Below are 26581 nucleotides of genomic sequence, written 5' to 3'. Positions count from 1 at the left end.
CATCCGTTCTAGGTTCTGAGCACGCCGCCGGTCTGCTTGCCGACATTCTCGACGATGCGCTTGGCCAGCGCCTCGAAATCGTCGTCGGTCAGCGTCTTTTCGACCGGCTGGATCGACACTTCGATAGCGATCGATTTCTTCGCCGCGCCGAGCGCTGCACCCTCGAAAACATCGAACACCGAGACGCCGGAAATCAGCTTTCGGTCGGCGGCAAGGGCGGCGCGAACGAGTGTGCCGGCTTCGACCGCCTTGTCGACGACGAAGGCGAAATCGCGCTTGACCGCCTGGAAGGCGGACAGATCCAGCCTCGGCTTTGTTCGCGTCGGCTTGGCCTTCGGCTCAGGCACGGTATCGATGAACACTTCGAAGCCGCAGAGCGGGCCGGAGACGTCCAGCCCCTCCAGCGTCTTCGGGTGGAACTCGCCAAACGTGCCAAGGATTACCTTCGGCCCAAGCTTGATCGTGCCGGAGCGGCCGGGATGATACCAGGCCGGGCCGCCAGCCTCGATCTGCAGCCGCTCGACCGGCGCGCCGCAGGCTTCGAGTGCTGCGATCGCATCGGCCTTGGCATCGAAGACGCCGACGGCGCCGGCATTGCCGGCCCAATGGCGGCCGGAGCCCTCGAGCCTGGCGGTGCCGCGCCGCACGCCGGCGGCAACACGCCGCTGCTGGTCGGCGCCGTCGCCCTCGTAAGTGCCCGACACTTCGAACAGCGCGACATCGCCGATGCCCCTGTCGGCATTGCGCTGTGCTGCCGCAATCAGCCCCGGCAGCAGCGACGGCCGCATGTCCGACATATCGGCGGCGATCGGGTTGGCAAGCTTCAGCGCCTGCTGGCCGCCGCCGAACAATTCGGCGTGTTTTGCCGGAACGAACGACCAGGTGACGGCCTCCATCATGCCGCGCACGGCAAGCGCCCGCTTGGCGGCGCGGGTGCGGATCTGCAGCACAGTCAGGATCCTGGCGTTGACCGCATCGTGCGAACCAAGCGGCTGCGGCGCGATATTGTCGACGCCGTGGATGCGCATGACCTCCTCGACCAGGTCGGCCTTGCCGTCGACATCCGGCCGCCAGGACGGGACCGCCACATTGACGACATCGCCCGTGCCCTCCGGCTTGAAGCCGAGGCGGGCTAGAATGTCGAGGCTCGTCGCGCGCGGCACTTCGATGCCGGTCAGCCGCTTCACTTCCGACAATGGGAACGAGACGATCTTCGGCTGATGGCCGGCATAGCCGACGACTTCGGTTTGCGCCGGCGTACCGCCGCAGAAATCGAGCACCAGCTTCGTCGCCAGCTCCAAGCCGGGAACCATCATTTCCGGGTCGACGCCGCGCTCAAACCGATAGCGCGCGTCGGTGATGATGCCGAGCGTGCGGCCGGTGCGGGCGGTGGTGATCGGGTCCCAAAGCGCCGACTCGATCAGCACGTCGGTGGTGTTCTCGTCGCAGCCGGAATGCTCGCCGCCCATGATGCCGGCAATCGATTCGATGCCGTCCTGGTCGGCGATGACGCACATCTCCGGCGTCAGCGTGTATTCGCGGCCGTCGAGCGACAGCACCTTTTCGCCATCACGCGCCCGGCGCACGGCGAGATTGCCGGTGACCTTCGCAGCGTCGAAGACATGCAGCGGCCGGCCGCGGTCGAAGGTGACGTAATTGGTGATATCGACGAGCGCGCTGATCGGCCTCAAGCCGATGGCGAGAAGCCTTTGCTGCAGCCATTTCGGCGACGGTCCGTTCTTGACGCCGCGCACCAGGCGCAGCGCAAAGCCGGGACAGAGCTCCGGCGCTTCGATCGTCACCTTGACCGGCGTCTCGCCCTTGCCGGGGATCGGCTCTATCGGCGCGCTCTTCAGCGTGCCGAGCCCGCTCGCCGCCAGATCGCGGGCGATGCCATGGACACTGGTCGCATCCGGCCGGTTCGGCGTCAGATTGATCTCGATCAGCGGATCATCGAGATGGGCATAGGCGGCGAAGCTGGTGCCGACCGGCGCATCGGCCGGAAGGTCGATGATGCCGTCATGCTCCTCGGACAATTCGAGCTCGCGCTCGGAGCACATCATGCCGTGGCTTTCAACGCCGCGGATCTTGCCGACGGTCAGCGTCACGTCGATGCCGGGAATATAAGTGCCCGGTGCTGCAAAGGCGCCGATCAGGCCCGCGCGGGCGTTCGGCGCTCCACACACGACCTGCACCGGCGGCTTGCCGTCGCCGGTGTCGACGGTCAGCACGCGAAGCCGGTCGGCGTCGGGATGCTGGACCGCCGTCAGCACCTTGGCAATGACGAAGGGGGCCAGGCTCGCCCGGTCGTCGACATGCTCGACCTCGAGGCCGATCGAGGTGAGACGCTCGACGATTTCCGCCAGCGAGGCGTCGGTCTCGAGATGATCCTTGAGCCAGGAGAGGGTGAGTTTCATGACTGTGTTCCGTCTGGTCTGGGCACGCTGCACTTGAAGCTATGCGGCCGCGCGTCGGACATGTGCAGGAAGGCGAGCTGCCCGCGGATTTGCTGCGGCCCGGTCGTCACGCGCTCAAGCCCCCGAACAGCGTCGGCATGTCAAGCGGCCTAAAACCGTAATGCGACAGCCAGCGCACATCGGCGTCGAAGAAGGTGCGCAGATCCGGCATGCCGTATTTCAACATGGCGATGCGGTCGATGCCCATGCCCCAGGCGAAGCCCTGGTATTCGTCGGGATCGAGCCCGCCGTAACGGAGCACATTGGGGTGGACCATGCCGCAGCCGAGGATCTCCATCCAGTCCGAGCCCTCGCCGAAGCGCACCTCGCCGGGCCGCGAACGGTCGCACTGGATGTCGACCTCGAGGCTGGGCTCGGTGAACGGGAAGAAGGACGGCCGGAAGCGCATCTTGACGCTCGGCACTTCGAAGAAGGCCTTGCAGAACTCCTCCAGCACCCATTTCATGTTGGCGACGTTGGCCGATTTGTCGATCACCAGCCCCTCGACCTGATGGAACATCGGCGAGTGGGTGGCATCGGAATCCTGCCGGTAGGTCTTGCCGGGAATGACGATGCGGATCGGCGGCTTCTGCATCTCCATGGTGCGGATCTGCACCGGCGAGGTGTGGGTGCGCAAAAGCTTGCGCTCGCCCTGCGCGTCCGGCTGGAAGAAGAAGGTGTCGTGCATCTCGCGCGCCGGGTGGCCTTCCGGGAAGTTCAGCGAGGTGAAATTGTAATAGTCGGTCTCGATGTCCGGACCTTCGGCGATGGCAAAGCCGAGATCGCCGAAAATCGCCGCGATCTCGTCGATAACCTGGCTGATCGGATGGATGCGGCCGCGCTCGGCCGGCGATTGCCTGACCGGCAAGCTGACGTCGACCTTCTCGGCGGCAAGCCGTGCCGTGATCGCCACATCTTTCAGCTCGGCGCGGCGCGCCGAAAGTGCCTCGGTGACGCGGTTCTTGAGGCCGTTGATTGCCGGGCCTTTGACCTGTCGCTCCTCGGCGCTCATCGAGCCGAGTGTCTTCAGCATCTCGGAAACCGAGCCCTTCTTGCCAAGGGCAGAGACACGCACCGCCTCGATCGCCTGCTCGTCGGCGGCCGAGGCGATCTCGGCCATCAGGGAATTTTCGAGAGTTTCCATGTCACTCATGTTCCAGATCCGATTGGAAGCAAAGAAAAACCCGCGCCAGCCCTGCCAGCGCGGGTTTCCCAAATCAAGTGTCGAATAGCTTGGGAAGCGCTGGTCTTAAGCGACAGCGCTTTCAAAAGCATTCGGCGTGGTATTCTTCAGGTATTCGAGCGCGACCTTGGCCTTGGCCACGAGTGCGGCGAAGGCCTGCGGCTCGTGGATGGCCATGTCCGACAGGATCTTGCGATCGATCTCGATGCCGGCCTTGTTGAGACCGTCGATGAAACGGCCGTAGGTCAGGCCATGCTCATGCGTCGCCGCATTGATGCGCTGGATCCACAGCGCGCGGAACGAGCGCTTGCGGTTCTTGCGGTCGCGATAGGCGTACTGCAGCGACTTTTCCACCGCCTGCTTGGCGATGCGGATGGTGTTCTTGCGACGGCCGTAAAAACCCTTGGCGGCTTTCAGGACCTTCTTGTGCTTGGCGTGCGAGGTGACGCCTCTCTTTACGCGTGCCATGTCATGATCTCCTTAAAAGCAATTCCAGGAAAAGTGCCTGGCGGTTTTCCGTTCGGAATTGCGTAAAACAAATGCGTGCCCAGACCGAATGCTCTTATTTTGGCGCATGATGTTTCCAAAAAGTCTGCAACTTTTTGGCATCATGCCCTAGAGGCCGTTCGGCAGAAAATTCTTGATGACCTTCTTGCCATCCGGTTCAGCCAGAACCATCGTGCCGCGGGCATTTCGAATGAACTTGTTGGAACGCTTGATCATGCCGTGACGCTTGCCGGCCGCAGCCGACAGAACTTTACCCGTACCTGTGATCTTGAACCGCTTCTTGGCGGCCGATTTGGTCTTCATCTTGGGCATTTTGCTACTCCGTTTATATGCGCACCAATGCGCTTTTTGTTCGCTTCAGGCCGACCAAAGCCCGAAAAGCAAATGAAACCGCCACGGCATGCCCTGCCGGGCGGTTTTTTGGGAACGGCGGTCCTATACGTCAAAGCGGGCTGGCGCGCAACACCCCGTGCCGAGCAACACTGTAGTGCTCAGGGGAAACGGAACAGCACCGGCAATATGCCGGACTGCTGGGCGCCGTCGATCAGTTCGAAAGCCGGCAAGGCAACGAGGAACACCAGCCCGTCCAGTAACGTGGTTCGCAGCAGGCGCGGCTTGAAGCTGCCGGTGTCGCCTTCCTGATACAGCGACAGTTTCGGGAAGAAGCGCGGCACTTTCGCCAGGTAGGCCTGGTATGGCGCGCCGAGAGCCTGCTTGAGGAATTTCTCCTCGCGCAGGATAACGATGTAAAAGGCACCCGCGCAGAGCGCTCCAAAGCCGATCGTGGCGGTGATGGAGCCGATCTGTGCGCCGACACCGGCGGCAGCTAAAGTAGAGAAGACATAGAGCGGGTTGCGGGTGATCGAATAGGGTCCGCCGGTCACCACTTCGGAGGATTTGCGACCGCCGATATAGAGCGTCGACCACAAGCGTCCGACGATGCCGAGAAAGATCAGCACGACGCCGACCATCTCGATCGTTTCATGCACAGGCGTATCGGGCGGAAAAACCGACTGCCCGAACAAAAGCATCGCGAACAGGACGACGACGACGACGGCAAGCACCATCCTGCGCGTGTGCTGGTAGCTGCCCAGCCCATATTTGGCTTCCGAATGCTTGACGTCATTGACCATGTCGGGAATCCGATCGTCGAGGGAACCAGAGCGTCTTTGCTCTCGCCGGCGATCGCAGCGTCTGGCCAAGAAAACAGGCGCCCCGCCGATCGCCGGGACGCCTTGCAACATGATTCAGGCGGATTTTATGCACGTCGCCCAACAGTGCGCAGCGGTTTTGCGACAACGACATGCACAAAACAGAACTAAAGCGCAACGCGCTTTAGCGGGGCGCCAGCACCATCATCATCTGACGGCCTTCGAGCTTCGGTTCGGCTTCGACCTTGGCGATGGGCGCCACTTCCTCGCGAACCTTGTTCAGAAGCTGCATGCCGAGTTCCATATGCGCCATCTCGCGACCGCGGAAGCGCAATGTCAGCTTGACCTTGTCGCCTTCCTCGAAAAAGCGCCGGACGGCCTTCATCTTGGTCTCATAGTCGTGGCTGTCGATGTTCGGGCGCATCTTGATCTCCTTGATCTCGATGACCTTCTGGTTCTTGCGCGCCTCGGCCGCCTTCTTCTGGTTGGCGTATTTCAGCTTGCCGAGATCGAGGATCTTTACGACGGGCGGCACTGCATTGGGCGATATCTCGACCAGATCGAGCCCCGCCTCTTCGGCGAGCAGCAATGCATCGTTGATGGAGACATCGCCGCGGTTCTGGCCTTCGGCGTCGATTAGCTGGACCCGGGGAACCCGGATGTCACGGTTGGAGCGCGGGCCTTCCTTGGTGGGCGCCGCTGCTTTGAAAGGTCTGCGAATGGTCGTGGTCTCCTTGAGCCGTTTCGTTAAGGGGTTCTTCAGTTCAGAATTGCGAACGCGCAATGTGGTGAGCGCGCGGTCGGAGTCAATAGCACAGCATTCTCAGGAAATCACCTGCTCGATGGAATGCTCCTCTGCACCAAGCGAAGAAAGTGGCGGAGCACTTTTCGTTGAACCCCCGCTTGTGCCAAAAGACCGGCGTGAGGGAATACACCATGACCACCACCCCGATCTTCCTGGACGTCGACGGGACGAGCATCGCCGTCAGGCATGCGGCAGGTGCCGAGCCCGGCATCGTCTGGCTCGGCGGCTACAAATCCGACATGCTGGGCACCAAGGCCGAAACGCTGTCGGAATGGGCGCGCAAAGAAGGTCGCGCCTTTCTGCGCCACGATTATTCCGGCCACGGCGAATCGGGTGGCGCCTTTGCCGACGGCACCATCTCGAAATGGCTGGGCGAGAGCCTGGCGGTTTTCCGCCGCTTCACCCAGGGCAGGCAGATCCTGGTCGGCTCCTCGATGGGCGCCTGGATCGCGCTGCGCATGGTGCAGGAATTGCGCAAGGCGGGCGAAAACAGCATCGCAGGTCTTGTGCTGCTGGCCCCGGCGCCCGATTTCACCGCTGAACTGATCGAGCCGGTGCTGACCGGAGCGCAAAAGCGCGACCTCAGGAAAAAGGGCTTTTTCGAGGAGCCGTCGGACTATTCAGCCGAGCCTTACATCTACACGCGCGCGCTGATCGAGGACGGCCGCAACAACCGGGTGATGACCGGGCCGATCGACACGCACTGTCCGGTCCACATCCTGCAAGGCCTTGCCGATCCCGACGTGCCGTCGAGCCATGCGTTGAAGCTGGTCAGCCTGCTGCCGGCCGACGACGTCACGCTGTCGCTCATTCCCGACGGCGACCACCGCCTGTCGCGGCCGCAGGATCTCGACATGCTGGTGCGGGCGGTGGACGCCATGGTGCGGCAGGCGGGATAGATTCAGCCGTTGCGGAACGCATAAGCATATCCGTTGATGGCCGGAGCGCCGCCAAGGTGGGCGTAGAGCACTTTCGATCCCTTGGGAAAATAACCCTTGCTCACGAGATCGATCATGCCCTGCATGGATTTTCCCTCATAGACCGGATCCGTGATCATGCCTTCAAGACGCGCGCAGAGACGGATTGCTTCCTTCGTCTCCTGCGAGGGGACGCCGTAGACCGGATAGGCATAATCTTCGATCAGGACGACATCGTTCTCATCGAGCTCCTTGCCGAGTTCGACCAGCGTCGCGGTGCTCTGCGCGATCTTGAGCACTTGCGCCTTGGTCTGCGCCGGGGTGCAGGATGCGTCGATGCCGATCACCTTGCGCTCGCGGCCGTCCTTGGCGAAGCCGACCAGCATGCCGGCGTGAGTCGAACCGGTGACGGTACAAACGACGATGTAGTCGAAGGCAAAGCCGAGCTCCTTCTCCTGCGCGCGGACCTCCTCGGCAAAGCCGACATAGCCCAGGCCGCCATATTTGTGTACCGAAGCCCCGGCCGGAATTGGATAGGGTTTGCCACCCTTGGCCTTCACATCCGCGATTGCCTGTTCCCAGCTTTCCCTAATCCCGATGTCGAAACCCTCATCGACCATCTGGACATCAGCGCCCATGATCCGGCTCAAAAGGATATTGCCGACGCGATCGTAGACGGCGTCCTCGTGGGGCACCCAGCTTTCCTGCACGAGGCGGCACTTCATGCCGATCTTCGCCGCGACGGCCGCCACCATGCGCGTATGGTTGGATTGGACGCCGCCGATCGACACCAGTGTGTCGGCGTTTGAGGCGATCGCGTCCGGGACGATATATTCGAGCTTGCGCAGTTTATTGCCACCGAAGGCAAGGCCGGAATTGCAATCCTCCCGCTTGGCATAGAGATCGACCTTCCCGCCGAGATGACCACCAAGCCGCTCCAGTTTCTCGATATGGGTCGGCCCGAATGTGAGCGGATAACGTTCGAATTTCTCGAGCATGAGAGTGCCCTCGCTTGTTCCATTCATTGCGGTGTGGTGCGATGAACACTATCAGCTCTGCCTTGAAATGTGCTCTCAAAGATCGAGCCCAGAATATCCAAAATATCGCTTCATGGCATTGAAATGTCATATATATTCGATTCTTAATCCGAATAACGGAAGAATCTTTCATGCGCGCAGCGCTCGACCGGATCGACCTGAAAATGTTGCGCCTGCTCCAGGGCAATGGGCGACTGACCAATGCGGAGCTGGCGCAGTCGGTCGCTGTTAGCCCGGCGACGTGCCACCGCCGGACGCAACGCCTGTTCGATGAAGGCTACATCAGCCATGTCAGGTCGATGGTGACCCCGCAGAAGGTCGACAGAGGCGCGTTGGTGATGGTTGGCGTCGTACTCGACCGTTCGACCCCGGAGAGTTTCGCGGAATTCGAAAAGGCCGTCGCCAAGCTGAAATTCATCCTCGACTGCCATCTGGTGGCAGGCGACTTCGATTATTTTCTGAAGATCAGGGTTGGTGACATGGCGGATTTCAACCGAATCCACGGGGACCAATTGATCGCACTGCCTGGCGTTCGCCAGACCAGAACCTTCTTCGTGATGAAAGAGGTCGTCGACAATGCGCCTCTGGATTTTTGAACGGACGGCTTCGAAGCGTCAAACCATTGCACTCAGCCAGCAGACGCGATCGGCGCTGGATTTTCACTACAGAACCGTCGGCGGCATTGCCCCCTTACGGGGCCTGACTGCTCTTTTCCTCGAAATGCTCAAAAAGCGATAATCATTTCAGCCGCTTGTCCGGTTTTGGCGGTCGCTGTCTTGAATCGCCGTTTTCTCCATCCCATTTCGATTTCACGCAGCCGGATTTGGCTGTCTCCAACTGAAGGATTGGGAGAAATGAACACATCTGCATTGATCCGTCCGGCCTGGACGCCGGCGACCATCGCGTTGATGGTGATCGGGTTCATGGTGTTCTGGCCGCTCGGCTTCGCCATGCTCGCCTACATCATCTGGGGCGACCGGCTCGAGGGCTTCAAGCGTGACGTCAATCGCGCCACAGACGGCATCTTCGCCGGCTGCCGCCGCGGCTCCGACAAGGCCGCGCGCTGGGGCCATGGCTCCGCCCGCACCGGCAACGTCGCTTTCGACGACTGGCGCGAAAAGGAACTCGAGCGGCTTGCCGAGGAACGCCGCAAGCTCGACGAGATGCTGAGCGAGTTCGACGAATATGCCCGCGAATTGCGCCGCGCCAAGGACCAGGAAGAGTTCGACCGCTTCATGGCCAACCGCAACAAGTCGACGTCGCCCACGACCGGTGGGTCAACCGGCTCGACGACGAACAACAAACGCGGCGGTAATTCCACGCCAGGCCTGCTCGACGAGTAAAGGTCCTTGCCCCGATAAATAATTCAAAAACGGCGTCGCGTCAGCGGCGCCGTTTCTTTTTTGTTCTATTCGTTTCCCTCGAATCGCGTATCGTCCCGGAATGTCATTCGGCTTCTTCCGCACCCCGGCGAAACCCAAGCCCACGCCCGTCGTGGAGCGCGAGCATTGCGTTGCCGGCCGCACGCTGCCGCTCAAGATCGTCGAGAACGACCGCGCCCGCCGCCTGACGCTGCGTATCGACTCCGGCGGCCGCGGCCTGCGCATCACCGTGCCGCCGGGGCTGCGCCGCGGCGAGGTGGAAAAATTCCTCGACCGCCATCAGGACTGGCTGGAGCAAAGGCTGGCCAAGGTACCCAACCGGCCACAGGTGCGGCCCGGCATCAAGGTACCGGTGCGCGGTGTGCCGCATCGCATCGTCCATGAACCGTCGAAACGCGGAACCGTCACGCTGTCGCGCGACGAGCGCGGACCGCTGATGATCGTGCATGGCGAACGCGTGCATCTGCCGCGCCGCATCGCCGATTTCCTGAAGCGCGAAGCCAAGCGCGAGATCGAGGCGCTGGTGACGAAGCACAGCGCGGCGATTGGCAAGCGGGCCAAGGCGATCCGCTTCAAGGATACGTCGAGCCGCTGGGGGTCCTGCACGTCGGACGGCAATCTGTCGTTTTCCTGGCGCATCATGATGGCGCCGCGGCCGGTGATAAACTACCTCGTCGCGCATGAGGTGGCGCACCTCAAGGAGATGAACCACGGCCCGAAATTCTGGAAATTATGCGAGCAGCTTTGCCCGGACACCGAGCGCTGCAAGGACTGGCTCAAGCGCAATGGCGGCGCGCTGCAGGCGATCGCGTTCGAGTGATTGATGCCTGCGCGGATGGAATACCGGCTGATTGGAGCGGGCTGGGCGATGTGCGATGTCACGGTTGGGGACCTTCAGGCGACCGTGGCGGCGTCTTATCTGGGCGATGCCCTCAACGAGTTGCTTGGCGCCACGCTGAACGCGCTGAAAGGCACCAGGTATTCGGTCGCACGCTTCTGTGATGAGCCCGGTGAGTATCGCTTCGTCCTGGTGCCAGAAGGCGCTTTTGTCAGAGTGCAGATACTGGAATTTTCAGAAATCTGGTCTGACGAGCCAGACGACTTCGGCGAGGTGAAACTTGAAGCCACATGCGGGTTGCGAGAGTTCGCAGAAGCAGTTCTCAGTGCCGCGCGTGAGGTTTTGAACACACATGGCCTCAAAGGTTACAAGGAAAACTGGCGCAAACATGACTTTCCGTTGGAGGCCATGAACAACCTAAGTTGCGCGTTGAGAGGAGGAACACTCCATTGACAGAGTGCGCTTTTGATCAGGGCTTAATTGCTCAATCGTCATTGGCCGCGTTCAACTCCTCCGGCCGCAGCCCCTCGTCGGCGTGGCGCGGCCAGGGCAGGAAATCCTTCTCGAAGCCATCGTTGCTGAAATAAGCCAGCGCCCGGTGCGCCTCGGCGCCGTTGAAGGCGGCCTTGTCCATCAAATGAGCGATGACCTCATGGGCCTGCGCCAGCTTTTGCCTGAGTTCCGCGACGGTCTTTTCCGGCATGATCTTTGTTCTCCCGCCTTTGTGCCTGAGCAAGGCAGCGCGTTGCGTTCTTAGATTAGCAAGGTAGCGCGTTGCGCTCTTACATTAGCAAGGTAGCGCGTTCCGCGCTGGCGGCAAACAGGATGCTTTTTCTCGACTCTTTGGCCGTTTCGTGCCAATCCCGCGCCATGGCGCTCGACATCAAGATATGCGGGTTGAAGACCGACAAGGCACTGGCCGCGGCATTGGCCGGCGGCGCCAGCCATGTCGGCTTCATTTTCTTTGCCAAAAGCCCGCGCTATGTCGAGCCGGCGGAAGCTGGCCGCCTGCGCGAAGCGGCGCGCGGCAGGGCCAAGGCGGTTGCGGTGACGGTCGACGCCGGCGACGCGTTTCTGGATGAGATCGTCGAAAAAATGCAGCCCGACATGCTGCAGCTTCACGGCGCCGAAACCCCTGAGCGGGTGGCCGAGGTGAAGGCGCGCTACGGCTTGCCGGTGATGAAGGCGCTGCCGGTCAGCGAGGCTGCCGATCTCGAGCAGGTAAAACCCTTCGTCGGCATTGCCGACCGCTTTCTGTTCGATGCCAAGCCGCCTAGGAATTCGGAATTGCCGGGCGGCAACGGTCTTGCCTTCGACTGGCGCATTCTTGCCGGCCTTGACGCCGGCGTCGATTACATGCTTTCCGGTGGGCTCAATGCTGGAAATATCGGCGACGCCGTTCGGCTCGTGAACCCGCCCGGAATAGATATTTCTTCGGGCGTGGAAAGCGCGCCGGGCGTCAAGGAACCGGCGCTGATCGAACAATTTTTCCGGGCCGTCGGGGCAGCACGCGACAACCGCGCCGCCTGACCACGCTTCAAACCGCAGACCAGGAGATCGGCGATGGATAAGCCGGCGATACCGAATTCCTTCCGCACCGGCCCCGACGAGCAGGGCATGTTCGGCATTTTTGGCGGTCGTTTCGTTGCCGAAACGCTGATGCCGCTGATCCTCGAGCTGGAGCGGCACTGGAACGAGGTCAAGAACGACCCGGATTTCAAGGCCGAGCTGACCGATCTCTCGACGCATTACGCCGGGCGGCCTTCGAAGCTCTATTTCGCCGAAGGCCTTACCCGGCATCTTCGCGGGGTTTCCGCGGCTAAGGGCCTCGGGGGCGGCGCAAAAGTCTATTTCAAGCGCGAGGACCTGAACCACACTGGCTCGCACAAGATCAACAACTGCCTCGGCCAGATCCTGCTCGCCAAGCGCATGGGCAAGACGCGGATCATCGCCGAGACCGGCGCCGGCCAGCATGGCGTCGCGTCCGCTACAGTGGCGGCGCGCTTCGGGCTTCCTTGTATCGTCTATATGGGTGCAACCGATGTCGCCCGGCAAAGCCCCAACGTCTTTCGCATGAAGCTTCTGGGCGCCGAGGTGCGGCCGGTGACCGCCGGCCACGGCACGCTGAAGGACGCCATGAACGAGGCGCTGCGCGACTGGGTGACCAATGTCGAGGGTACCTATTACCTGATCGGCACCGCCGCCGGCCCGCACCCCTATCCGGAGCTGGTGCGCGACTTCCAGTCGGTGATCGGCACCGAGGCGCGTGCCCAGATCCTCGAGCAGGAAGGCCGGCTGCCGGACACCATCATCGCTTGTGTCGGCGGCGGCTCGAACGCCATCGGCCTGTTCCATCCCTTCCTGGATGACAGGCAGGTGCGCATCATCGGCGTCGAAGCCGGCGGCCGCGGGCTCGACGGCATCGAGCATTGCGCCTCGATGAGTGCCGGCGCGCCCGGCGTGCTGCATGGCAACCGCACCTACCTCCTGCAGAACGCCGACGGCCAGATCATGGACGGCCACTCGATCTCGGCCGGCCTCGACTATCCCGGCGTCGGGCCGGAGCACTCATGGCTGCGCGATTCCGGCCGCGTCGACTATGTGCCGATCCTCGACGACGAGGCGCTGGAGGCGTTCCAGCTGACGACACGCGTCGAGGGCATCATTCCGGCGCTGGAATCGGCCCATGCCATCGCGCAGGCGGTGAAGATCGTGCCTGATATGGACAAGGACCAGATCGTCATCGTCAACCTGTCCGGCCGTGGCGACAAGGACGTGCACACAGTGGCCAATATGCTGGGCATGGAGATCTGATCATGGCCACTCGCATCGACCGCCGCATGGCAAAGCTGAAGGCCGAAGGTCGACCGGCACTCGTCACCTATTTCATGGGCGGCGACCCGGACTACGACACCTCCCTGTCGATCATGAAGGCGCTGCCCGGCGCCGGCAGCGACATCATCGAGCTCGGCATGCCGTTTTCCGATCCAATGGCCGACGGCCCGGCGATCCAGGCGGCCGGCCTGCGGGCGCTGAAGGGCGGCCAGACACTGGTCAAAACGCTGAAGATGGCCTCGGAATTCCGCGCCGGCGACAGTGAAACCCCGATCGTCTTGATGGGCTATTACAATCCGATCTACATCTACGGCGTCGAGCGCTTCCTGAGCGATGCGCTGGCCAGCGGTATAGACGGGCTGATCGTCGTCGACCTGCCGCCTGAGATGGACGAGGAGCTTTGCATCCCGGCACTCAAGGCCGGCATCAATTTCATCCGGCTGGCGACGCCGACCACCGACGACAAGCGCCTGCCCAAGGTGCTGCAGAACACGTCGGGTTTCGTCTACTACGTCTCGATGACCGGCATTACCGGTTCGGCGCTGGCCGACACCGGCAAGGTGGCGGCAGCAGTCAAGCGCATCAAGAGCCATACCGACCTGCCGGTCTGCGTCGGCTTCGGCGTCAAGACCGCCGAGCAGGCGCGCACCATCGGCGCGTCGGCCGACGGCGTCGTTGTCGGCACCGCGATTGTCAATGCCGTCGCCAACGTGCTCGGGCCGAAGGGCGAAAAGACCGCCGATCCGGCCGAGGCCGTCGCCACGCTGGTCAGCGGGCTTTCGCAAGGGGTTCGCGCGGCTCGCCTTGCTGCCGCCGAATAATCTTCCTACGTCTTCTTAAGGGACAGGAGCCGAAGCGATGAACTGGATCACCAATTACGTCCGTCCGAAGATCAATTCGATGCTCGGCCGCCGCACCGACATGCCGGAAAACCTGTGGATCAAGGATCCCGAGACCGGTGAAATGGTGTTCCATAAGGATCTGGAGCAGAACCAGTTCGTCATTCCGTCCTCCGGCCATCATATGAAGATATCGGCAAAGGAACGGCTGAAATTCTTCCTCGACGACGGCAAATACGAGACGCTGGAAAACCCCAAGGTCGTTCAGGATCCACTCAAGTTCCGCGACGAAAAGCGCTACATTGACCGGCTGAAGGATGCCAAGGCCAAGACCGGCATGGAAGATGCCATCATCAATGCGCTGGGCACGGTCGAGGGCCTGCCGGTGGTGGTGACGGTGCAGGATTTTGCCTTCATGGGCGGCTCGCTCGGCATGGCGGCCGGCGACGCCATCGTGCATGGTTTCGAGGTCGCCTTGCAGCGCAAGCGGCCGCTGATCCTGTTTGCGGCCTCCGGCGGCGCCCGCATGCAGGAAGGCATCCTGTCGCTCATGCAGCTGCCGCGGACCACGATTGGCGTCGACAGGCTGAAGGAGGCCGGCCTTCCCTACATCGTCGTCCTGACCAACCCGACGACCGGCGGCGTCACCGCCTCCTACGCCATGCTGGGCGACGTGCACATTGCCGAGCCCGGGGCGCTGATCGGCTTTGCCGGACCGCGCGTCATCGAGCAGACCATCCGCGAAAAGCTGCCCGACGGCTTCCAGCGCGCCGAATATCTGATGGAACACGGCATGGTCGACATGGTGGTGTCGCGGCTGGAGATGCGCCAGACGGTTGCGCGGCTGCTGAGAATGCTGCTCAAGCTGCCGGAAGAGCAAAACCCGCGGGAGCCGGAAATCCTGCCGCCGGTGGCGATACCGGCCGAAGCCCGGCCGCAAGCCTGACGCGACATCACGCGGCGCGAGCGGCTGTTGTGTGCCGTTGTGCGCGCGCGTAGGATTCCTTCATGACCACGCTTGCCGCCGACCGCGAAATCGAAAGCCTGATGGCGCTTCACCCGAAGGGCTTCGACCTTTCGCTCGACCGCATTTCGCGGCTGCTCGAGCGCCTCGGCAATCCGCAAGACCAGTTGCCGCCGGTCATCCACATCGCCGGCACCAACGGCAAGGGCTCCTGTGCTGCTTTTTCACGGGCGCTGCTCGAAGCCGCCGGCTACCGCGTCCACGTCCACACCTCGCCACATCTGGTGAACTGGCACGAGCGCTACCGGCTGGCCGCAGATGGCGGCGGCAGGCTGGTGGACGACAAGGTCTTCGCCGAAGCCATCGCCCGCGTCGCCAAAGCCAATCAAGGCCAGAAGATCACCGTCTTCGAAATCCTCACCGCCGTCACCTTCCTGCTGTTTTCCGAACATCCGGCCGATGCCGTCATCCTCGAGGTTGGCCTTGGCGGCCGCTTCGACGCCACCAATGTCATCGCCGAACCGGCCGTGTCGGTGATCATGCCGGTGTCGCTCGACCACGAAGCCTATCTCGGCGACCGCGTCGAGCTGATCGCCGCCGAAAAGGCCGGCATCATCAAGCGCGGATGCCCGGTCGTCATCGGCGCGCAGGAAAGCGAGACGGCCCAGCAGGTGCTCATCGAAACCGCCGAGCGGCTCGACTGCCCCGCCTTCGTCTATGGCCAGGATTTCCTTGCCTATGAGGAAAACGGCCGCATGGTCTATCAGGACGAAGACGGATTGATGGACCTGCCGCCGCCGCGCCTGCCGGGGCGCCATCAATTCGCCAATGCGGCGGCGGCGATCGCGGCGGTCAAGGCGGCGGGCTTCGAGATCAGCCACCGCGCTGCCGAGAAGGCGATGGCGAATGTTGCCTGGCCGGGCCGCATGCAAAAGCTGCCGCAAGGACGGCTGAGCGAACTGGCGCCGAAGGGCGCCGACATCTGGCTCGACGGCGGCCATAATCCCGGCGCCGGCGTGGTCGTCGCTGAGGCCCTGGCCGAGCAGGAGGAAAAGAACCCGCGGCCGCTGTTCCTGATCTCGGGCATGATCAACACCAAGGACCAAAGCGGCTATTTCCGCGCCTTCAAAGGGCTGGTGCGGCACGTCTACACCGTGCCGGTGAGCCTGAGCGACGCCGGCGTGCCGAACGACGAACTGGCGACCCGCGCCATCGAGGCAGGCTTGTCGGCCGAACCGGTTAGTTCCGTTGCAAACGCACTGATGCTGCTGCGCGACACATGGGACGGACCGCCGCCGCGCATCCTGATTGGCGGGTCACTTTACCTGGCCGGCGCGGTATTGGCCGAAAACGGCACGCCGCCGGCTTGAGGCGTGCTTCAGCCGGGCCACGGTGACGCCACACTTATCAGACCACCGCCAGGAGCCAATCATGATCAAGGTAAAGCAGCTCGCTCACGTTTGCATTTTCGCGAATGACCTGGAGATGACGCGAAGCTTCTATCGGGACGTCCTCGGCATGGACACCCAGTTCAATTTCCTGCGCGACGGGAAGATTTTCGGCTTCTACCTCAATTGCGGCAGCCGCAGCCATGTCGAGGTGTTCCAGAAAGACGGCGCGAGCTATAGCGACTGGAACCAGATCAACCACTTCTGCCTCGAAGTGGAAAACATCGATGCCGCGATCGCCCAACTGAGGTCAAAGGGCGTTGATGTCACTTCAAAGAAACGCGCGTGCGATGACACCTACCAGGCTTGGATCCGCGACCCCAACGGCGTGAAGATCGAACTGTTTGAATATACTGAGAAAAGCGCACAATTCGTCGGCGGCGATCGTATCGCGGATTGGTGATCGCGTCTCGCCGGACAATTGTGGCGGCGCAGCCGATGCGTTGGTGGACTACTTCAGCTCGACCTCGATGAAGGCGAATTCGCCATCGTTTGCGCTGATGACGTCATGTTCGACGCCCTCGTTGCGGAAATACGGCGAGCCCTTCTTCATTTCGGCAAAGGATTCTCCATCCTTGGTCAGGAGCTTCACCTTGCCGTCGGTCAACGGCACGATCACATAGTCGTGGCCATGGCGGTGCCAGCCGGTGTTGTCTCCCGGGGCGAAGCGGTATTCGGTGACGATGACGCGCTCATTTTCGATGAAGACGGTGGCCTTGGCGGATCCGGTCATATCGCTTCTCCTTTGAATTCAGAAGAGAAGAATACCGGGCGGCAAGCCGCGAGTGCCAGAGCGGCCCACCAATGACGCCAGCAAAAGAAGGCCCGGCGCGAGGCCGGGCTTTTCTGCAAAATTTTGATCGGATCAGGCGAGGCTGCCGTTGATCCAGTGCGACAATGCCGTTTTCGGCGCAGCACCGACCTTCATGTCGGCGACTTCGCCGCCCTTGAAGATCATCAGCGTCGGGATCGAGCGTACGCCGAACTGCGCGGCCAGCTCAGGATTCTCGTCGATGTTGAGCTTGGCGATCTTTATCTTACTGCCGAGTTCGATGGCGATGTCCTCGAGCGCCGGGGCGATCATCTTGCACGGGCCGCACCATTCCGCCCAGAAATCGACCACGACCGGCTCCTTGGCGTTGAGCACGTCGGCCTGGAAATTGCTCTTGTCGACCTTGACGGTGGCCATGCTGAGATCCTTTCGATTTGTTCGTCGCACCAAATGTGGTGGTGGTCGCGTCCGTCTTCAAGCAAGTGTTGTGTCACGCTCCCGTGAGTCTAGCAAGCGCATCGTCCAAGGCCGCCGCCGGCAGCTCGATCAGCCGCGGCGCCTCGGTGAACAGCAGCGCCGCCGAGACCTCGCGTCCCGGATAGAGCGGCTGAAGCAGCGCGCGATAAAGTGCGAGCTGCAGAACATAGGCTTGCGGCACTTCGGCGAGCGTAGCTGGCGCTGGCCGATTGGTCTTGTAGTCGACGATCGAAACCTTGTCCGGCGTTACTGCCAGCCGGTCGATCTTGCCGGAAATCGAGCGCAGTTTGCCCCTTACCTCCAGGCTGCCCATGATGGCGACTTCGGCGCGCGAGTTTGGCGCAAACAGCGGCGCGAAGCGGCTGTCGGCAAGAATTCTGAAAACGCCAGCCAAGGCCTTGTCGTGCTCGTCGTCGAGCCATTCCGCGCCGGCTCTTGCCAGATAGCGTTCGGCGGCATCCCGGCGTTTTCCCTCGGCGATGCCGGGCAGCATCTGCAGCAATTTGTGCAGCGCCAGACCGCGCATGACGGCAAAGCCGGGCTCGGCGTCGGCATCCAGTACCGGCGAACGCGTGTCGGCCACCGCTTGCCGCGCCTCGTCGATCAGCACCGAGGCGCCGGACGGCGAGAGCGGCCGCGGCAATTCCTCGAAGGGCGGCAGAGGCCGGAACAGGGTTTCAGGCAGTGGTGCAAAGCGTTCCGCCTGTCGTGCCTCATTCACTGCCGCCAGTGGCATGGGCGGCAGTTTCGTCACCTGGAAACGATGCACGGTCTCGCCAGTGGCGGGATGCCGGCGTTCTTCGCTCTCCGCGGCACCGACCAGTGCGCGGCTGACGATCGAATGCCAGGTGCCGGTATTCGGCGCCCGCTTGCCATGGTAGCCGCAGACGATCAGCCGATCCTCGGCGCGGGTCATGCCGACATAGAGCAGCCGGCGGTATTCGTCGTCGGCGAGCTCGCGGGCGCGGGCCGATGCGGCGCGTGAAAACCCATTGGCGACATCGCTGGCCGAACGCCAGAGATAGCCCTTGCCCTCCCAGCAGTCGCCCGAGCCTTCGAACGGCATCAATCTCGGCAGATGCTGGTCGCTGAACGGCGCGGAGCCGCCATCGACAAGGAATACCACCGGCGCTTCCAGGCCTTTGGCGGCATGCACGGTCATGACGCGAACCTCGTCGCGGGTCTGGTCCATTTCGCGCTTGATCTCGGGGCCGGCGTTTTCCAGCGTCGACAGGAAGGATTCCAGCCCTGGCAGGCCGGTTCGCTCCTCGGCCAGGCAGAAATTCAGGAATTCGTCGAGGATATCGCCGGCCTCCGGACCGAGCCGCGCGATCATCTTCTTGCGCAGGCCGTCGCGGGCGAGAGCTGCGGCATAGAATTCGAACACCGGCTTGAATGCGGCCTCGTTCGACCATTTGTCGAGCCGGCTGACGACGGCGGCCAACGCCTCGCTTTCGCCGGCATGCCGGCGCAGCGAGGCGATCAGCGAGACGCCCGACGGCCTCTCGGCAGCAAGCGCGAAAAGCTGCTCTTCCGAAACATCGAAGATCGGGCTGCGCAGCACGGCGGCCAGCGACAGATCGTCCTCGGGCTGGATGAGAAAATGGCCAAGTGCGATCAGGTCTTTCACCGCGACGTGGCCGGGCAGGCTGAGCCGGTCGGCGCCGGCCACCGGAATGTCGCGGCGCTTCAGCGCCCGCGTCAGCGCATGGACGAAGCGATCGCGCTTGCGCACCAGCACCAGCACGTCGCCGGGGCGGAGTTTCTTGCCGCGGCCTTCGATGACCTCACCGTTGCCGATCCAGCCGGCAATCGTTGCGGCGACGTTTTCAGCGACGCGGACTGCCGGCGCGTGGGCATGGTCGACCGCTTGCGTCCAATCGTCTGGTTCGTCGACGACGTCGGCGCCGATCGACGGCCAGACCTCGACATGACCCGGCGCATCGGTGCGGATCGCCTTGTGGTCGAGCGGATCAGGATCGTGGCTGATGCCGCGCCGCACGTTCGGGTCGGCAAAGACCCGGTCGACGGCGGCAAGAACATCTTCGGTCGAGCGGAACGACCAGGTCAGCTTGAGATCGGCGAAGGCGGCGGCGGCGGATCTAACTTTGCCGGCAAACAAAAGCCGGCTGTCGGCAAAGGAATCCGGGGCGGCTCCCTGGAAGGAATAGATCGACTGCTTTTCGTCGCCGACAGCAAAGATGGTGCGGTGGACCGCGTCGCGTGCGCCGAGCCCGGCAAAGAACTCCTCTGCCAGCCGCTTGACCACCTCCCACTGGTCGGGACTGGTGTCCTGCGCCTCGTCGAGCAGGATGTGGTCGATGCCCTGGTCGAGCTTGTACTGCACCCAAGGGCCGGCATCGGGCCGTGCCAAAAGGTTGACCGTGCGGGTGATCAGGTCGTTAAAGTCGAGGAAGCCGCGGGCGCGCTTCAATTGCTCGTAACGGGCGATCAGCCAGTCGGCGATGGTCAGCGCCGCACGCGTGCCTTCCAGCATCCTGAACAAGGCCAGCCGGTCGGAGATTTCGAGAATGGCGTCGACCGCCGCCAGATAACGTTCGGCAAGATCGGGCAGCCGGTCAAGCAATGCCCTTTTAAATGTCTTTGCCGGATCGTAAGGCTCGCCGTCGGCCCTCAGGAAAGCCTTGGAGAGCAAATTCAGGCGACGTACCGGATCCTCCTCGGCAAAGGCAAGGCGGGCGTATGGCAGCAGATTGTTCAGCACGATGCGCGCATCGGCGGCCTCGGCCGCCCGTGAAAAGGTGACGAGATAATCCGGCAGGAAGCCGGGCAGCGGCCAGACCGAGGCGGCTATACCTTCGGCCGTCTGGCCGGCGCGGAAATGGAACTCGTCGAACAGCGCCTGAAAACCATCGCCGCCGGCCGCGGTGATGAACGCACGCAAACCATCGCGCTTGCGCACGATCTCGGCCAGCAGTGCGTCGAGCCCATGCTCGCCGCCGCGCTCCAGCACGGTGGCGAAGGCGTCGGACAATGCCGCATCGCCTGCAACGCCGCCCGAAATCATGTCGCGGCGGGCGGCGGCAAACAGCGATGCCTCCATTTGCGGATCGAGCATTTCGAAATGCGCAGGGATATTGGCTTCCAGCGGGAACTGATGCAGCACCGATTCGCAGAAGGCGTGGATGGTCTGGATCTTCAGCCCGCCCGGTGTTTCCAGAGCCTCGGCAAACAACCGCCGCGCCCGGCGCATGGTTTCGCGGTCGGGCTGGCGGCCGTCCAGCGCCTCTATCCGTGTCGAGAGCTCGGCATCGCCCAGGGCCGTCCATTGCGACAGGGTCGAAAACACCCGGTTCGACATGTTGGCGGCGGCGGCACGCGTATAGGTCAGGCACAGGATCTTGGACGGATCGGTGCCGCGCAGCAACAGCCGGATAACGCGCTGGGCGAGTACATGGGTCTTGCCGGATCCGGCATTGGCCGACACCCATGCGGAATTGCGCGGATCGGAGGCGCTTGCCTGACTGGCGACAGTGTCGCTTGGAATGGGATAGGCCTTTTTCATGCCTCCCCTCCCTCGTCGTCGGCATCGCCGCCGGCCGACCATTCGAGCACGCGGGCGAGATGGTCGTAATCGCCGTCGGTCTCACCCTCGCGGAACGGCAACGCCCGCGACAAATACCCGGTCGTCGGGTCGGCATAGTGGATCAGCAGCTTTTCCAACCTCGCCCAGGCCTCTTCGGCGAGATCGGCGGCGGTTCGCGGCTTGCGGTTGTATTCGAGGATCGATTCTTCGAACACCTCGCCATTCGGCCTCAGCCGCAAGAAAGCCAGTTGCGACGGCTCACAGGCGCCAAGCTCCTTGAAGGCGCCGCGACGCAGCAGCGCGCCCTCCAGCGCCAGTTGCGGCGCGAGCAGCGTGTGCGCCTGCGCTTTGGATGGCGAGGAGCCGGTCTTGTAGTCGAGGATGTCGGCCATGCCGCCAGCCAGCAGATCGATTCGATCAGCGTAGCCGGACAGGGTCACGCCGGATCGGCCGACACCGGTCTTTTCGGCGCGTTCCTCGGCGTGCCGCCGTGCCACGGCGGCGGCCCGGCCGCGCTCCCATTCGATGATGCCGGCGGCAAGCTTTTCAAAACGCGGCCACCACACCGCCTCGACATCGGCCGGCAGGGCCGCCTCGGCAAAGCAGGAGCGGCCTGCGGCGATGAGCCCGTCCAGCGCCTCCGGCGCGCGCGGGTCGGCCACCCTCGCCGAGAAGAGGTGCAGAATGGCGTGAAACAGCGTGCCACGCTCGGCGGCGCCCGGATCGCGAATGACCGGATCGAGCGGCATCAGGCCGAGTATCCTTCTGGCATAGACCGCATAGGGATCGCGGCGTAGCGTTTCGATCTCGGTGACCGAGAAGTGGTGCGGCCGCGCGGCGAGCGGCGGTTTCGGCTGCGGCCTCGTCGCAAAGTCCTGCTTTTCGCCGGCATCGAGCGCACGCGCCCAGGCAAGCAGTTCGTCGCCGCGCCGGCGAAGTGCAGCAGCGTGGTCCTCGCCGACGAATGTAAGGATGCGCTGCAGCCAGCGCGAAGGTACCGACGGTGCGTCGCCGGAGCGGCCGGAGCGAGCCAGCACCACTTTTTTGGCGCCCATGGCCATCTGGAAATCATGGGCGGCAAGGCCGATGCGCCGCTCGGGCGGTTCAAGATCGATGCCGGTCTTCATCAGCCGCGACATGAAGCGGTCGCTCTCCGGCTTGCGCGGCCACACGCCTTCGTTGAGCCCGCCGACGACCAGCGTGTCGACATCCTGAAGCCGCGCTTCCAGCACACCCCAGATGGCGATGTTCCTGTCGCTGCCCTGCGCCGGCTTGACCGTCTCGGGCGCGATCAGCGCCTCCATCACGTCAGGCCATTCGTCAGCGGCGAAGGAGAACGACACCGAGGCCGCGACCAGCCCGCGCAAGAGCTCGGCGAGCTTTTCGCCGGCATCGCCCGCATAGAGTTCGCTCAGGCTGCCATCAGCGGCGCGGCCGAGACTTTCGAGCGCAACGACGCTGGCGCGCACAAGGGTGGCAAGATCGGCATTCTCGTCGCCGCGAAAAGCAACCAGCGGCGCCAGCGCGGCCGTTAGCCGGATCAGCAGGTCGCGCGCCTGTTCGATGCGCCTGACCGAAAGCCGCGGCCACCAGAAGGGTGGACGGCGATTGCCGCCGCCGTCGAATTCGAGGAGCCGGGTGTCGAAGAGCTGCGGCAGCGACGCCACGTCCGGACGCCCTGTGCCGCCGCGCAGCCCCACGAGTTCGACGATTTCGGCCGCATAGCGCACGCTTGCCCGCTCCAGGCCGAGGCCAAGCAGGGGATGCTTGAGCAGCGACAGCAGGGCGACGGGGTCGCCCGGGCGGAAGGCTGCCTGCAGCGCCAGCCTGAGCAGGCTGGCGGCTGGTGTGTTGATCAGCGGCGTGCCGCCGGAATCGTCGGCGGCAACGCCGAAGCGCAGCAGCTCGACTGAGACCCGCCGCGCCAGAGCGCGGTCGCCGGTGACGAGTGCGGCGCGCTGGCCGGGCCGTTCGACGGCCTGTTTGAGCGCGACGGCGATCGCCACGGCTTCGTCGCGTTCGCTGGCGGCTTCGAGAAGCGTCACATCGGCGAAGGCCTCGGCAATATCGCCGGCCCTAAAGCGGGCGCGCGTCTCGGCCCAGAGCTCGGTGGTCTCCGCCGGGCGCAGCGCTTCGCCGACAAGTGCGGCGCGCAGCGCAAGCGGTCGCGGCGCAACAGCAATCTCCTCGACATCGGCGCGCGGCACGCCGATCTTGCCGATCAACTTTGCCAGGCCGTATTGCGGGTGGCCAAGCACGGCTGGGCGCGCGCCCGGTGTGGTGATCGCGGCAAAGGACGGCTCGTCCAACGCCCGGTCGAGCCCGGGCAGCACAACGGCGCCATTGGGCAGACCGGCGATCACGGCAAGCAGCTCGGCCGTGGCGGGAATGGAGCCGGTGGAACCGGCGGCGATCACCGGTCCGGCTGGCGGATTACGCTTCAGCCGCGCCGCCTCCAGCCTTATCAGGGCATTACGATGCGCGGCCTGATTGGAACGATGGCGTTCCTCGAGCAGGTTCGGCCAGTTCTCCGTCACGATGGTCAGGAAGTCGAGTGTCACCTGCCACCAGCCTGCAAGATTGCCGGTTACAAGGTCGGCGAGCCTTGCCCAATCCGTGCCTTCGGTGTCGATCTCATCCATCAGGCGTGCAAGGTCGCGCGCCAGCCAGATGGCGTCGGCGGCGGAGGCCGGTATGACGATCTCCTCGTCGAACAATGCCGCGACATGTGCCGGCAGGCGGCGTTTCCACGCCCGCACCAGCGGCGCAAGCAGCAGAAGACGCTCGACCGCGGCGATCGGCGGCGCAAGGTCGATGGCGACCGAAGCTCCTGCCTCGAAGGCGGCTTCATCTTCATCGAACTCACCAAGCGGGCGGATGACCGGCAGGATCGCCGAGCGGCTTCCCGAGCGCGAGAGAGCATCGACGAAGACGCCGCGAAGCGCCCGCGCCGCACGGCGCGTCGGCACATAGATGGTGAGATCGGCCAGCGCCAGCGGATCGCCGTCATAGGCGAAGCCGGGAACCAAGCGCCCCGCAAGCAGCGCCTCGGCCAGCGTCGGCAGGAACGGCGCTCCGGGCGGGATCGAGAAAACGCGGCGGGAGCCGCTCATTTCGCCTCGGTAAAAGCGCCGGGTGCCTCAGCAACAGCATTGGGCGTGCCGGCAAGCGCGGCGGCGACGGCCGCTTCCGCAAGCGGAATGGCGTCGGGCGTGCCGACAGTAATCCAGTGACCCTGCATTTTCATGCCGAACAGGCGCCCAGTAGCGATGGCCGCATCGAAATAGGCATTGAGCGAGTGCGGCCCGGTCGGAGCGTCCTTGAAAAGGCGCGGATGGGCGATTGCGGCGCCGGCATAGATCAGACCGGCGGGATCGTTGTTCGCACGCCGCAAGGCGCCGTCCGGCGCCACCAGGAAATCGGTGCCGCCGCTATGTCCGGTTGCCGACTGGAGATCCGCAAGCATCAGCAGAATGTCCATTGTCGCGCCCTCCCATGCAAGCGCAAGACGCCTGAGATTGGAGACGCCGCTGTCGATCCAGAAGGTGTCGGCGTTGAGCACGTAGAAGGGCACCCCTAAACTGGGCAATGCCTTGACGATACCACCGGCGGAGTCAAGCAAGCCCCTACTCTCATCCGAGATGACGATTCTCGGCGCACTGCGGCGGGCTACATGGTCCACGATCTGTTGCGGGAGGTAATGGACGTTGACGACGGCCTTGGCGACGCCGGCTTCGGCTAGGCAGTCCAGCCCCCAGTCGAGCAATGTCTTGCCGGCGACCTTGACCAGCGGCTTCGGCATGGTGTCGGTGATCGGCCGCATGCGCTTGCCGAGCCCGGCGGCGAGCACCATGGCGGTCGTCGGCATCGGCTGCTCATCCGACGCCTTCGGGCCCAAATCCTTAGCCGTCAAATCGAGCGTTCCTCCAGCAAGCCGTGGGCGATGTAGAAATCCTGCAGCCCGGCCAGCGCCGGATGCGCCAGTGCCCGGCGAAGATAGTCGCGGATGCGCGGCAGATGCTTCAGATAATAAGGCTTGCCGTCGCGTTTTTCGAGCCGCACGAAGATGCCGAGGATCTTGGAATTGCGCTGTGCGGCCATGATTGCATAGGTTTCGCGGAATTCGTTCTCATCGAAGGCACCGGCAGCGCGTCGCGCGGCGATGTAGGCGGCGAGCGTGTGCTTTTCGATTTCGGGTGAGATAGTGACGCGCGCGTCCATGGCGAGCGAGGCGACGTCGTAGGCGGACGGCCCGATCAGCGCGTCCTGGACATCGACGACGCCGAGGCGATCGTGACCGGAACGGTCAGCGCGCCAGATCAGGTTGGGTGAATGGAAATCGCGCAGCATCAGCGTGTATTCGCGCCCCTCCAGCCGATCGAGCACCGCACTCCATTCGCTGCGGTAACCGGCGCGCAGCGCCTCTCTAGGCGGAGCGCCTGATATCGCCGGGACATACCAGTCGACCAACAATTCGGCCTCGATCATCATGGCGTCGCGGTCGAAAGGCGGCACCTCATGGAAGACGCCGGGGCCGGCCTGCATGCGGGCCGGCCATGTTTTGCCGTGCATCATGGCAAGCAGTTCGGCCGCCGCAGCGTAGCGCTCGGCCACCGGCTGGCCGCGCTTGTCGAGAAACCCTTGGGAACCGAGATGCTCCAGCAGGAGAAAACCCTGGTCGAGATCCTGGGCATAGATTTCCGGGACGCTGACGCCGCCGGCCCGCAAGGCCCGGTCGATGGCGACGAACGCCGAAACGGATTGCGCGGTGTGAGCGATCTCGGCATAGGGTTTGCCGTCGCGGACTGGCGGTCCGAGCACCAGCCTTGGCGAGTTCATCAGCACCCGCGGCGGAAATCTGGCGAGCGTGACGATCTCGTAGGAGCGAGCCGAGGCATCACCGATGAAATGTCGTCGCTGCGCTTCGCCCCAACCGGCCTGCCCGAGAAAATCGCGCATTGCCAGCGATCGCGCCGCGCGCTCGAAGGCGGCGCCCTCTCCCGATAGTCTCGCCAGTCGGCCGTCGCCCTGCTGGAGAAGTTCGACCAGCACCGAGGTTTTCGGCAGATATGCCTCTGCCCGCTCCGGCCATTCGACCAGCGCGGCGCCTTGCGTCAGCGCCTCGTCGAAGCCCAGCTCGTCCAGCTCGGATGCCGTGCCCAAGCGGTAGAGATCGAAATGATGAACCGGCACACGCGTGTCGTAGCTCTGGACCAGCGTGAAGGTCGGGCTCGGCACGTCGAGTCCGGCATCGTCGGCCAGTGCCTTGATCAGCGCCCGTGCCAAGGTCGATTTGCCGGCGCCGAGATCGCCCTTGAGGGCGAGCACGTCGCCAATGCGCAGCGACATGGCGAGATCCTCGCCGAACCTTGCCGTCGCAGCCTCGTCGGCGAGAAAACGCTCCAGCACCAATACCGCCATCG

The 26581-nt window shown here is 63.5% G+C and carries 26 protein-coding genes; 11 read left to right on the top strand and 15 right to left on the bottom strand.

Translation table 11 applies throughout. From position 1 onward, the window contains the following. Nucleotides 1–8: 8 nt before the first annotated feature. The 6 genes from pheT to infC all read right to left on the bottom strand — a co-directional run bounded on the left by pheT (nucleotide 9) and on the right by infC (nucleotide 6018). Nucleotides 9–2417, bottom strand: a complete 2409-nt coding sequence (pheT, locus tag X773_RS58155) for a phenylalanine--tRNA ligase subunit beta (RefSeq protein WP_023677576.1) — start codon at nucleotides 2415–2417, stop codon at nucleotides 9–11. A gap of 106 nt (nucleotides 2418–2523) precedes the next feature. Continuing rightward, complete coding sequence (pheS, locus tag X773_RS58150) at nucleotides 2524–3609, bottom strand: phenylalanine--tRNA ligase subunit alpha (protein ID WP_023677575.1); 1086 nt, start codon at nucleotides 3607–3609, stop codon at nucleotides 2524–2526. A gap of 96 nt (nucleotides 3610–3705) precedes the next feature. Next, the gene (gene rplT / locus X773_RS58145) at nucleotides 3706–4107 is read right to left on the bottom strand and encodes a 50S ribosomal protein L20 (protein WP_006201247.1); all 402 of its coding nucleotides are present in this window, start codon (nucleotides 4105–4107) and stop codon (nucleotides 3706–3708) included. A 147-nt stretch (nucleotides 4108–4254) separates the two neighbouring features. Next, complete coding sequence (gene rpmI, locus X773_RS58140) at nucleotides 4255–4458, bottom strand: 50S ribosomal protein L35 (RefSeq protein WP_006201248.1); 204 nt, start codon at nucleotides 4456–4458, stop codon at nucleotides 4255–4257. Between the two features lie 179 nt (nucleotides 4459–4637). Then, nucleotides 4638–5279, bottom strand: coding sequence for an isoprenylcysteine carboxylmethyltransferase family protein (locus tag X773_RS58135; RefSeq protein WP_023677574.1), 642 nt, complete (start codon nucleotides 5277–5279; stop codon nucleotides 4638–4640). A 202-nt stretch (nucleotides 5280–5481) separates the two neighbouring features. After that, complete coding sequence (infC, locus tag X773_RS58130; protein WP_023677573.1) at nucleotides 5482–6018, bottom strand: translation initiation factor IF-3; 537 nt, start codon at nucleotides 6016–6018, stop codon at nucleotides 5482–5484. 215 nt (nucleotides 6019–6233) lie between these two features. On the opposite strand from infC, the gene X773_RS58125 reads away from it, so the two are divergent. Further along, nucleotides 6234–7001, top strand: coding sequence for an alpha/beta hydrolase (locus X773_RS58125; protein WP_023677572.1), 768 nt, complete (start codon nucleotides 6234–6236; stop codon nucleotides 6999–7001). 2 nt (nucleotides 7002–7003) lie between these two features. Here the strand turns inward: X773_RS58125 and X773_RS58120 are convergent, their stop codons facing one another. Beyond that, the gene (locus X773_RS58120) at nucleotides 7004–8017 is read right to left on the bottom strand and encodes a 1-aminocyclopropane-1-carboxylate deaminase (protein WP_023677571.1); all 1014 of its coding nucleotides are present in this window, start codon (nucleotides 8015–8017) and stop codon (nucleotides 7004–7006) included. Nucleotides 8018–8187: 170 nt separating this feature from the next. On the opposite strand from X773_RS58120, the gene X773_RS58115 reads away from it, so the two are divergent. Further along, nucleotides 8188–8652 carry an Lrp/AsnC ligand binding domain-containing protein gene (locus X773_RS58115; protein WP_023677570.1) on the top strand — a complete coding sequence of 155 codons (465 nt, stop codon included), beginning with the start codon at nucleotides 8188–8190 and terminating at the stop codon, nucleotides 8650–8652. Between the two features lie 128 nt (nucleotides 8653–8780). Here X773_RS58115 and X773_RS77370 read toward each other — a convergent pair whose 3' ends face one another. Further along, complete coding sequence (locus X773_RS77370) at nucleotides 8781–8981, bottom strand: hypothetical protein (protein WP_198023569.1); 201 nt, start codon at nucleotides 8979–8981, stop codon at nucleotides 8781–8783. Here X773_RS77370 and X773_RS58110 point away from each other — a divergent pair. The 3 genes from X773_RS58110 (at nucleotide 8911) to X773_RS58100 (ending at nucleotide 10729) form a co-directional block, all read left to right on the top strand. Continuing rightward, nucleotides 8911–9399, top strand: coding sequence for a DUF2852 domain-containing protein (locus X773_RS58110; RefSeq protein ID WP_023677569.1), 489 nt, complete (start codon nucleotides 8911–8913; stop codon nucleotides 9397–9399). The genes X773_RS77370 and X773_RS58110 overlap by 71 nt on opposite strands. 100 nt (nucleotides 9400–9499) lie before the next feature. Then, nucleotides 9500–10258, top strand: a complete 759-nt coding sequence (locus tag X773_RS58105; RefSeq protein ID WP_023677568.1) for a M48 family metallopeptidase — start codon at nucleotides 9500–9502, stop codon at nucleotides 10256–10258. A gap of 3 nt (nucleotides 10259–10261) precedes the next feature. After that, a complete protein-coding gene (locus tag X773_RS58100; protein ID WP_031211993.1) occupies nucleotides 10262–10729 on the top strand; it encodes a hypothetical protein in 468 nt (155 codons plus the stop codon). A gap of 31 nt (nucleotides 10730–10760) precedes the next feature. On the opposite strand, the gene X773_RS58095 is transcribed toward X773_RS58100, so the two are convergent. Beyond that, nucleotides 10761–10979: a hypothetical protein gene (locus tag X773_RS58095; RefSeq protein WP_023677566.1), complete on the bottom strand. Its 219-nt coding sequence runs from the start codon at nucleotides 10977–10979 to the stop codon at nucleotides 10761–10763. A 167-nt stretch (nucleotides 10980–11146) separates the two neighbouring features. Here X773_RS58095 and X773_RS58090 point away from each other — a divergent pair, with 167 nt between their 5' ends. From X773_RS58090 to X773_RS58065, 6 genes are all read left to right on the top strand, one after another. Further along, nucleotides 11147–11806 (top strand): phosphoribosylanthranilate isomerase, encoded by a 660-nt coding sequence (locus X773_RS58090; protein ID WP_023677565.1) that lies wholly within the window; start codon nucleotides 11147–11149, stop codon nucleotides 11804–11806. A 33-nt stretch (nucleotides 11807–11839) separates the two neighbouring features. Continuing rightward, entirely contained in the window at nucleotides 11840–13090 is a 1251-nt protein-coding gene (gene trpB, locus X773_RS58085; protein ID WP_023677564.1) for a tryptophan synthase subunit beta, read from the top strand. A 2-nt stretch (nucleotides 13091–13092) separates the two neighbouring features. Next, a complete protein-coding gene (trpA, locus tag X773_RS58080) occupies nucleotides 13093–13932 on the top strand; it encodes a tryptophan synthase subunit alpha (protein WP_023677563.1) in 840 nt (279 codons plus the stop codon). 37 nt (nucleotides 13933–13969) lie between these two features. Continuing rightward, nucleotides 13970–14896: an acetyl-CoA carboxylase, carboxyltransferase subunit beta gene (accD, locus tag X773_RS58075; protein WP_023677562.1), complete on the top strand. Its 927-nt coding sequence runs from the start codon at nucleotides 13970–13972 to the stop codon at nucleotides 14894–14896. A gap of 62 nt (nucleotides 14897–14958) precedes the next feature. Then, nucleotides 14959–16284: a folylpolyglutamate synthase/dihydrofolate synthase family protein gene (locus tag X773_RS58070; protein WP_023677561.1), complete on the top strand. Its 1326-nt coding sequence runs from the start codon at nucleotides 14959–14961 to the stop codon at nucleotides 16282–16284. A gap of 61 nt (nucleotides 16285–16345) precedes the next feature. Beyond that, on the top strand, nucleotides 16346–16765 hold the full coding sequence (locus X773_RS58065) for a VOC family protein (RefSeq protein WP_023677560.1): 420 nt from the start codon (nucleotides 16346–16348) through the stop codon (nucleotides 16763–16765). A 48-nt stretch (nucleotides 16766–16813) separates the two neighbouring features. On the opposite strand, the gene X773_RS58060 is transcribed toward X773_RS58065, so the two are convergent. The 6 genes from X773_RS58060 to tsaE form a co-directional block, all read right to left on the bottom strand. After that, complete coding sequence (locus X773_RS58060) at nucleotides 16814–17095, bottom strand: cupin domain-containing protein (protein ID WP_023677559.1); 282 nt, start codon at nucleotides 17093–17095, stop codon at nucleotides 16814–16816. A 132-nt stretch (nucleotides 17096–17227) separates the two neighbouring features. After that, nucleotides 17228–17551 carry a thioredoxin gene (gene trxA / locus X773_RS58055; RefSeq protein WP_023677558.1) on the bottom strand — a complete coding sequence of 108 codons (324 nt, stop codon included), beginning with the start codon at nucleotides 17549–17551 and terminating at the stop codon, nucleotides 17228–17230. A 73-nt stretch (nucleotides 17552–17624) separates the two neighbouring features. Then, entirely contained in the window at nucleotides 17625–21137 is a 3513-nt protein-coding gene (gene addA, locus X773_RS58050) for a double-strand break repair helicase AddA (protein WP_023677557.1), read from the bottom strand. Then, nucleotides 21134–24271 carry a double-strand break repair protein AddB gene (gene addB, locus X773_RS58045; protein ID WP_023677556.1) on the bottom strand — a complete coding sequence of 1046 codons (3138 nt, stop codon included), beginning with the start codon at nucleotides 24269–24271 and terminating at the stop codon, nucleotides 21134–21136. The genes addA and addB overlap by 4 nt, the downstream gene beginning before the upstream one ends. Continuing rightward, entirely contained in the window at nucleotides 24268–25026 is a 759-nt protein-coding gene (locus X773_RS58040) for a nucleotidyltransferase family protein (protein WP_023677555.1), read from the bottom strand. The genes addB and X773_RS58040 overlap by 4 nt, the downstream gene beginning before the upstream one ends. Nucleotides 25027–25067: 41 nt before the next feature. Further along, nucleotides 25068–26579 (bottom strand): tRNA (adenosine(37)-N6)-threonylcarbamoyltransferase complex ATPase subunit type 1 TsaE, encoded by a 1512-nt coding sequence (gene tsaE / locus X773_RS58035; RefSeq protein ID WP_023677554.1) that lies wholly within the window; start codon nucleotides 26577–26579, stop codon nucleotides 25068–25070. Nucleotides 26580–26581 lie beyond the last annotated feature (2 nt).

Source organism: Mesorhizobium sp. LSJC280B00 (genome assembly GCF_000502835.1).
Lineage (GTDB): Bacteria > Pseudomonadota > Alphaproteobacteria > Rhizobiales > Rhizobiaceae > Mesorhizobium.
Note: the sequence above shows the minus strand (reverse complement) of the source record. Positions and strands in the feature narration are given on the sequence as shown.

What these genes read in the sequence shown, in the direction of transcription:
- pheT (WP_023677576.1), bottom strand. Translation starts at nt 2,417, where the DNA reads ATGAAACTCACCCTCTCCTGGCTCAAGGATCATCTCGAGACCGACGCC.
- pheS (WP_023677575.1), bottom strand. Translation starts at nt 3,609, where the DNA reads ATGAGTGACATGGAAACTCTCGAAAATTCCCTGATGGCCGAGATCGCC.
- rplT (WP_006201247.1), bottom strand. Translation starts at nt 4,107, where the DNA reads ATGGCACGCGTAAAGAGAGGCGTCACCTCGCACGCCAAGCACAAGAAG.
- rpmI (WP_006201248.1), bottom strand. Translation starts at nt 4,458, where the DNA reads ATGCCCAAGATGAAGACCAAATCGGCCGCCAAGAAGCGGTTCAAGATC.
- X773_RS58135 (WP_023677574.1), bottom strand. Translation starts at nt 5,279, where the DNA reads ATGGTCAATGACGTCAAGCATTCGGAAGCCAAATATGGGCTGGGCAGC.
- X773_RS58125 (WP_023677572.1), top strand. Translation starts at nt 6,234, where the DNA reads ATGACCACCACCCCGATCTTCCTGGACGTCGACGGGACGAGCATCGCC.
- X773_RS58120 (WP_023677571.1), bottom strand. Translation starts at nt 8,017, where the DNA reads ATGCTCGAGAAATTCGAACGTTATCCGCTCACATTCGGGCCGACCCAT.
- X773_RS58115 (WP_023677570.1), top strand. Translation starts at nt 8,188, where the DNA reads ATGCGCGCAGCGCTCGACCGGATCGACCTGAAAATGTTGCGCCTGCTC.
- X773_RS58110 (WP_023677569.1), top strand. Translation starts at nt 8,911, where the DNA reads ATGAACACATCTGCATTGATCCGTCCGGCCTGGACGCCGGCGACCATC.
- X773_RS77370 (WP_198023569.1), bottom strand. Translation starts at nt 8,981, where the DNA reads ATGAACCCGATCACCATCAACGCGATGGTCGCCGGCGTCCAGGCCGGA.
- X773_RS58105 (WP_023677568.1), top strand. Translation starts at nt 9,500, where the DNA reads ATGTCATTCGGCTTCTTCCGCACCCCGGCGAAACCCAAGCCCACGCCC.
- X773_RS58100 (WP_031211993.1), top strand. Translation starts at nt 10,262, where the DNA reads ATGCCTGCGCGGATGGAATACCGGCTGATTGGAGCGGGCTGGGCGATG.
- X773_RS58095 (WP_023677566.1), bottom strand. Translation starts at nt 10,979, where the DNA reads ATGCCGGAAAAGACCGTCGCGGAACTCAGGCAAAAGCTGGCGCAGGCC.
- X773_RS58090 (WP_023677565.1), top strand. Translation starts at nt 11,147, where the DNA reads ATGGCGCTCGACATCAAGATATGCGGGTTGAAGACCGACAAGGCACTG.
- trpB (WP_023677564.1), top strand. Translation starts at nt 11,840, where the DNA reads ATGGATAAGCCGGCGATACCGAATTCCTTCCGCACCGGCCCCGACGAG.
- trpA (WP_023677563.1), top strand. Translation starts at nt 13,093, where the DNA reads ATGGCCACTCGCATCGACCGCCGCATGGCAAAGCTGAAGGCCGAAGGT.
- accD (WP_023677562.1), top strand. Translation starts at nt 13,970, where the DNA reads ATGAACTGGATCACCAATTACGTCCGTCCGAAGATCAATTCGATGCTC.
- X773_RS58070 (WP_023677561.1), top strand. Translation starts at nt 14,959, where the DNA reads ATGACCACGCTTGCCGCCGACCGCGAAATCGAAAGCCTGATGGCGCTT.
- X773_RS58065 (WP_023677560.1), top strand. Translation starts at nt 16,346, where the DNA reads ATGATCAAGGTAAAGCAGCTCGCTCACGTTTGCATTTTCGCGAATGAC.
- X773_RS58060 (WP_023677559.1), bottom strand. Translation starts at nt 17,095, where the DNA reads ATGACCGGATCCGCCAAGGCCACCGTCTTCATCGAAAATGAGCGCGTC.
- trxA (WP_023677558.1), bottom strand. Translation starts at nt 17,551, where the DNA reads ATGGCCACCGTCAAGGTCGACAAGAGCAATTTCCAGGCCGACGTGCTC.
- addA (WP_023677557.1), bottom strand. Translation starts at nt 21,137, where the DNA reads ATGAAAAAGGCCTATCCCATTCCAAGCGACACTGTCGCCAGTCAGGCA.
- addB (WP_023677556.1), bottom strand. Translation starts at nt 24,271, where the DNA reads ATGAGCGGCTCCCGCCGCGTTTTCTCGATCCCGCCCGGAGCGCCGTTC.
- X773_RS58040 (WP_023677555.1), bottom strand. Translation starts at nt 25,026, where the DNA reads ATGCCGACGACCGCCATGGTGCTCGCCGCCGGGCTCGGCAAGCGCATG.
- tsaE (WP_023677554.1), bottom strand. Translation starts at nt 26,579, where the DNA reads ATGGCGGTATTGGTGCTGGAGCGTTTTCTCGCCGACGAGGCTGCGACG.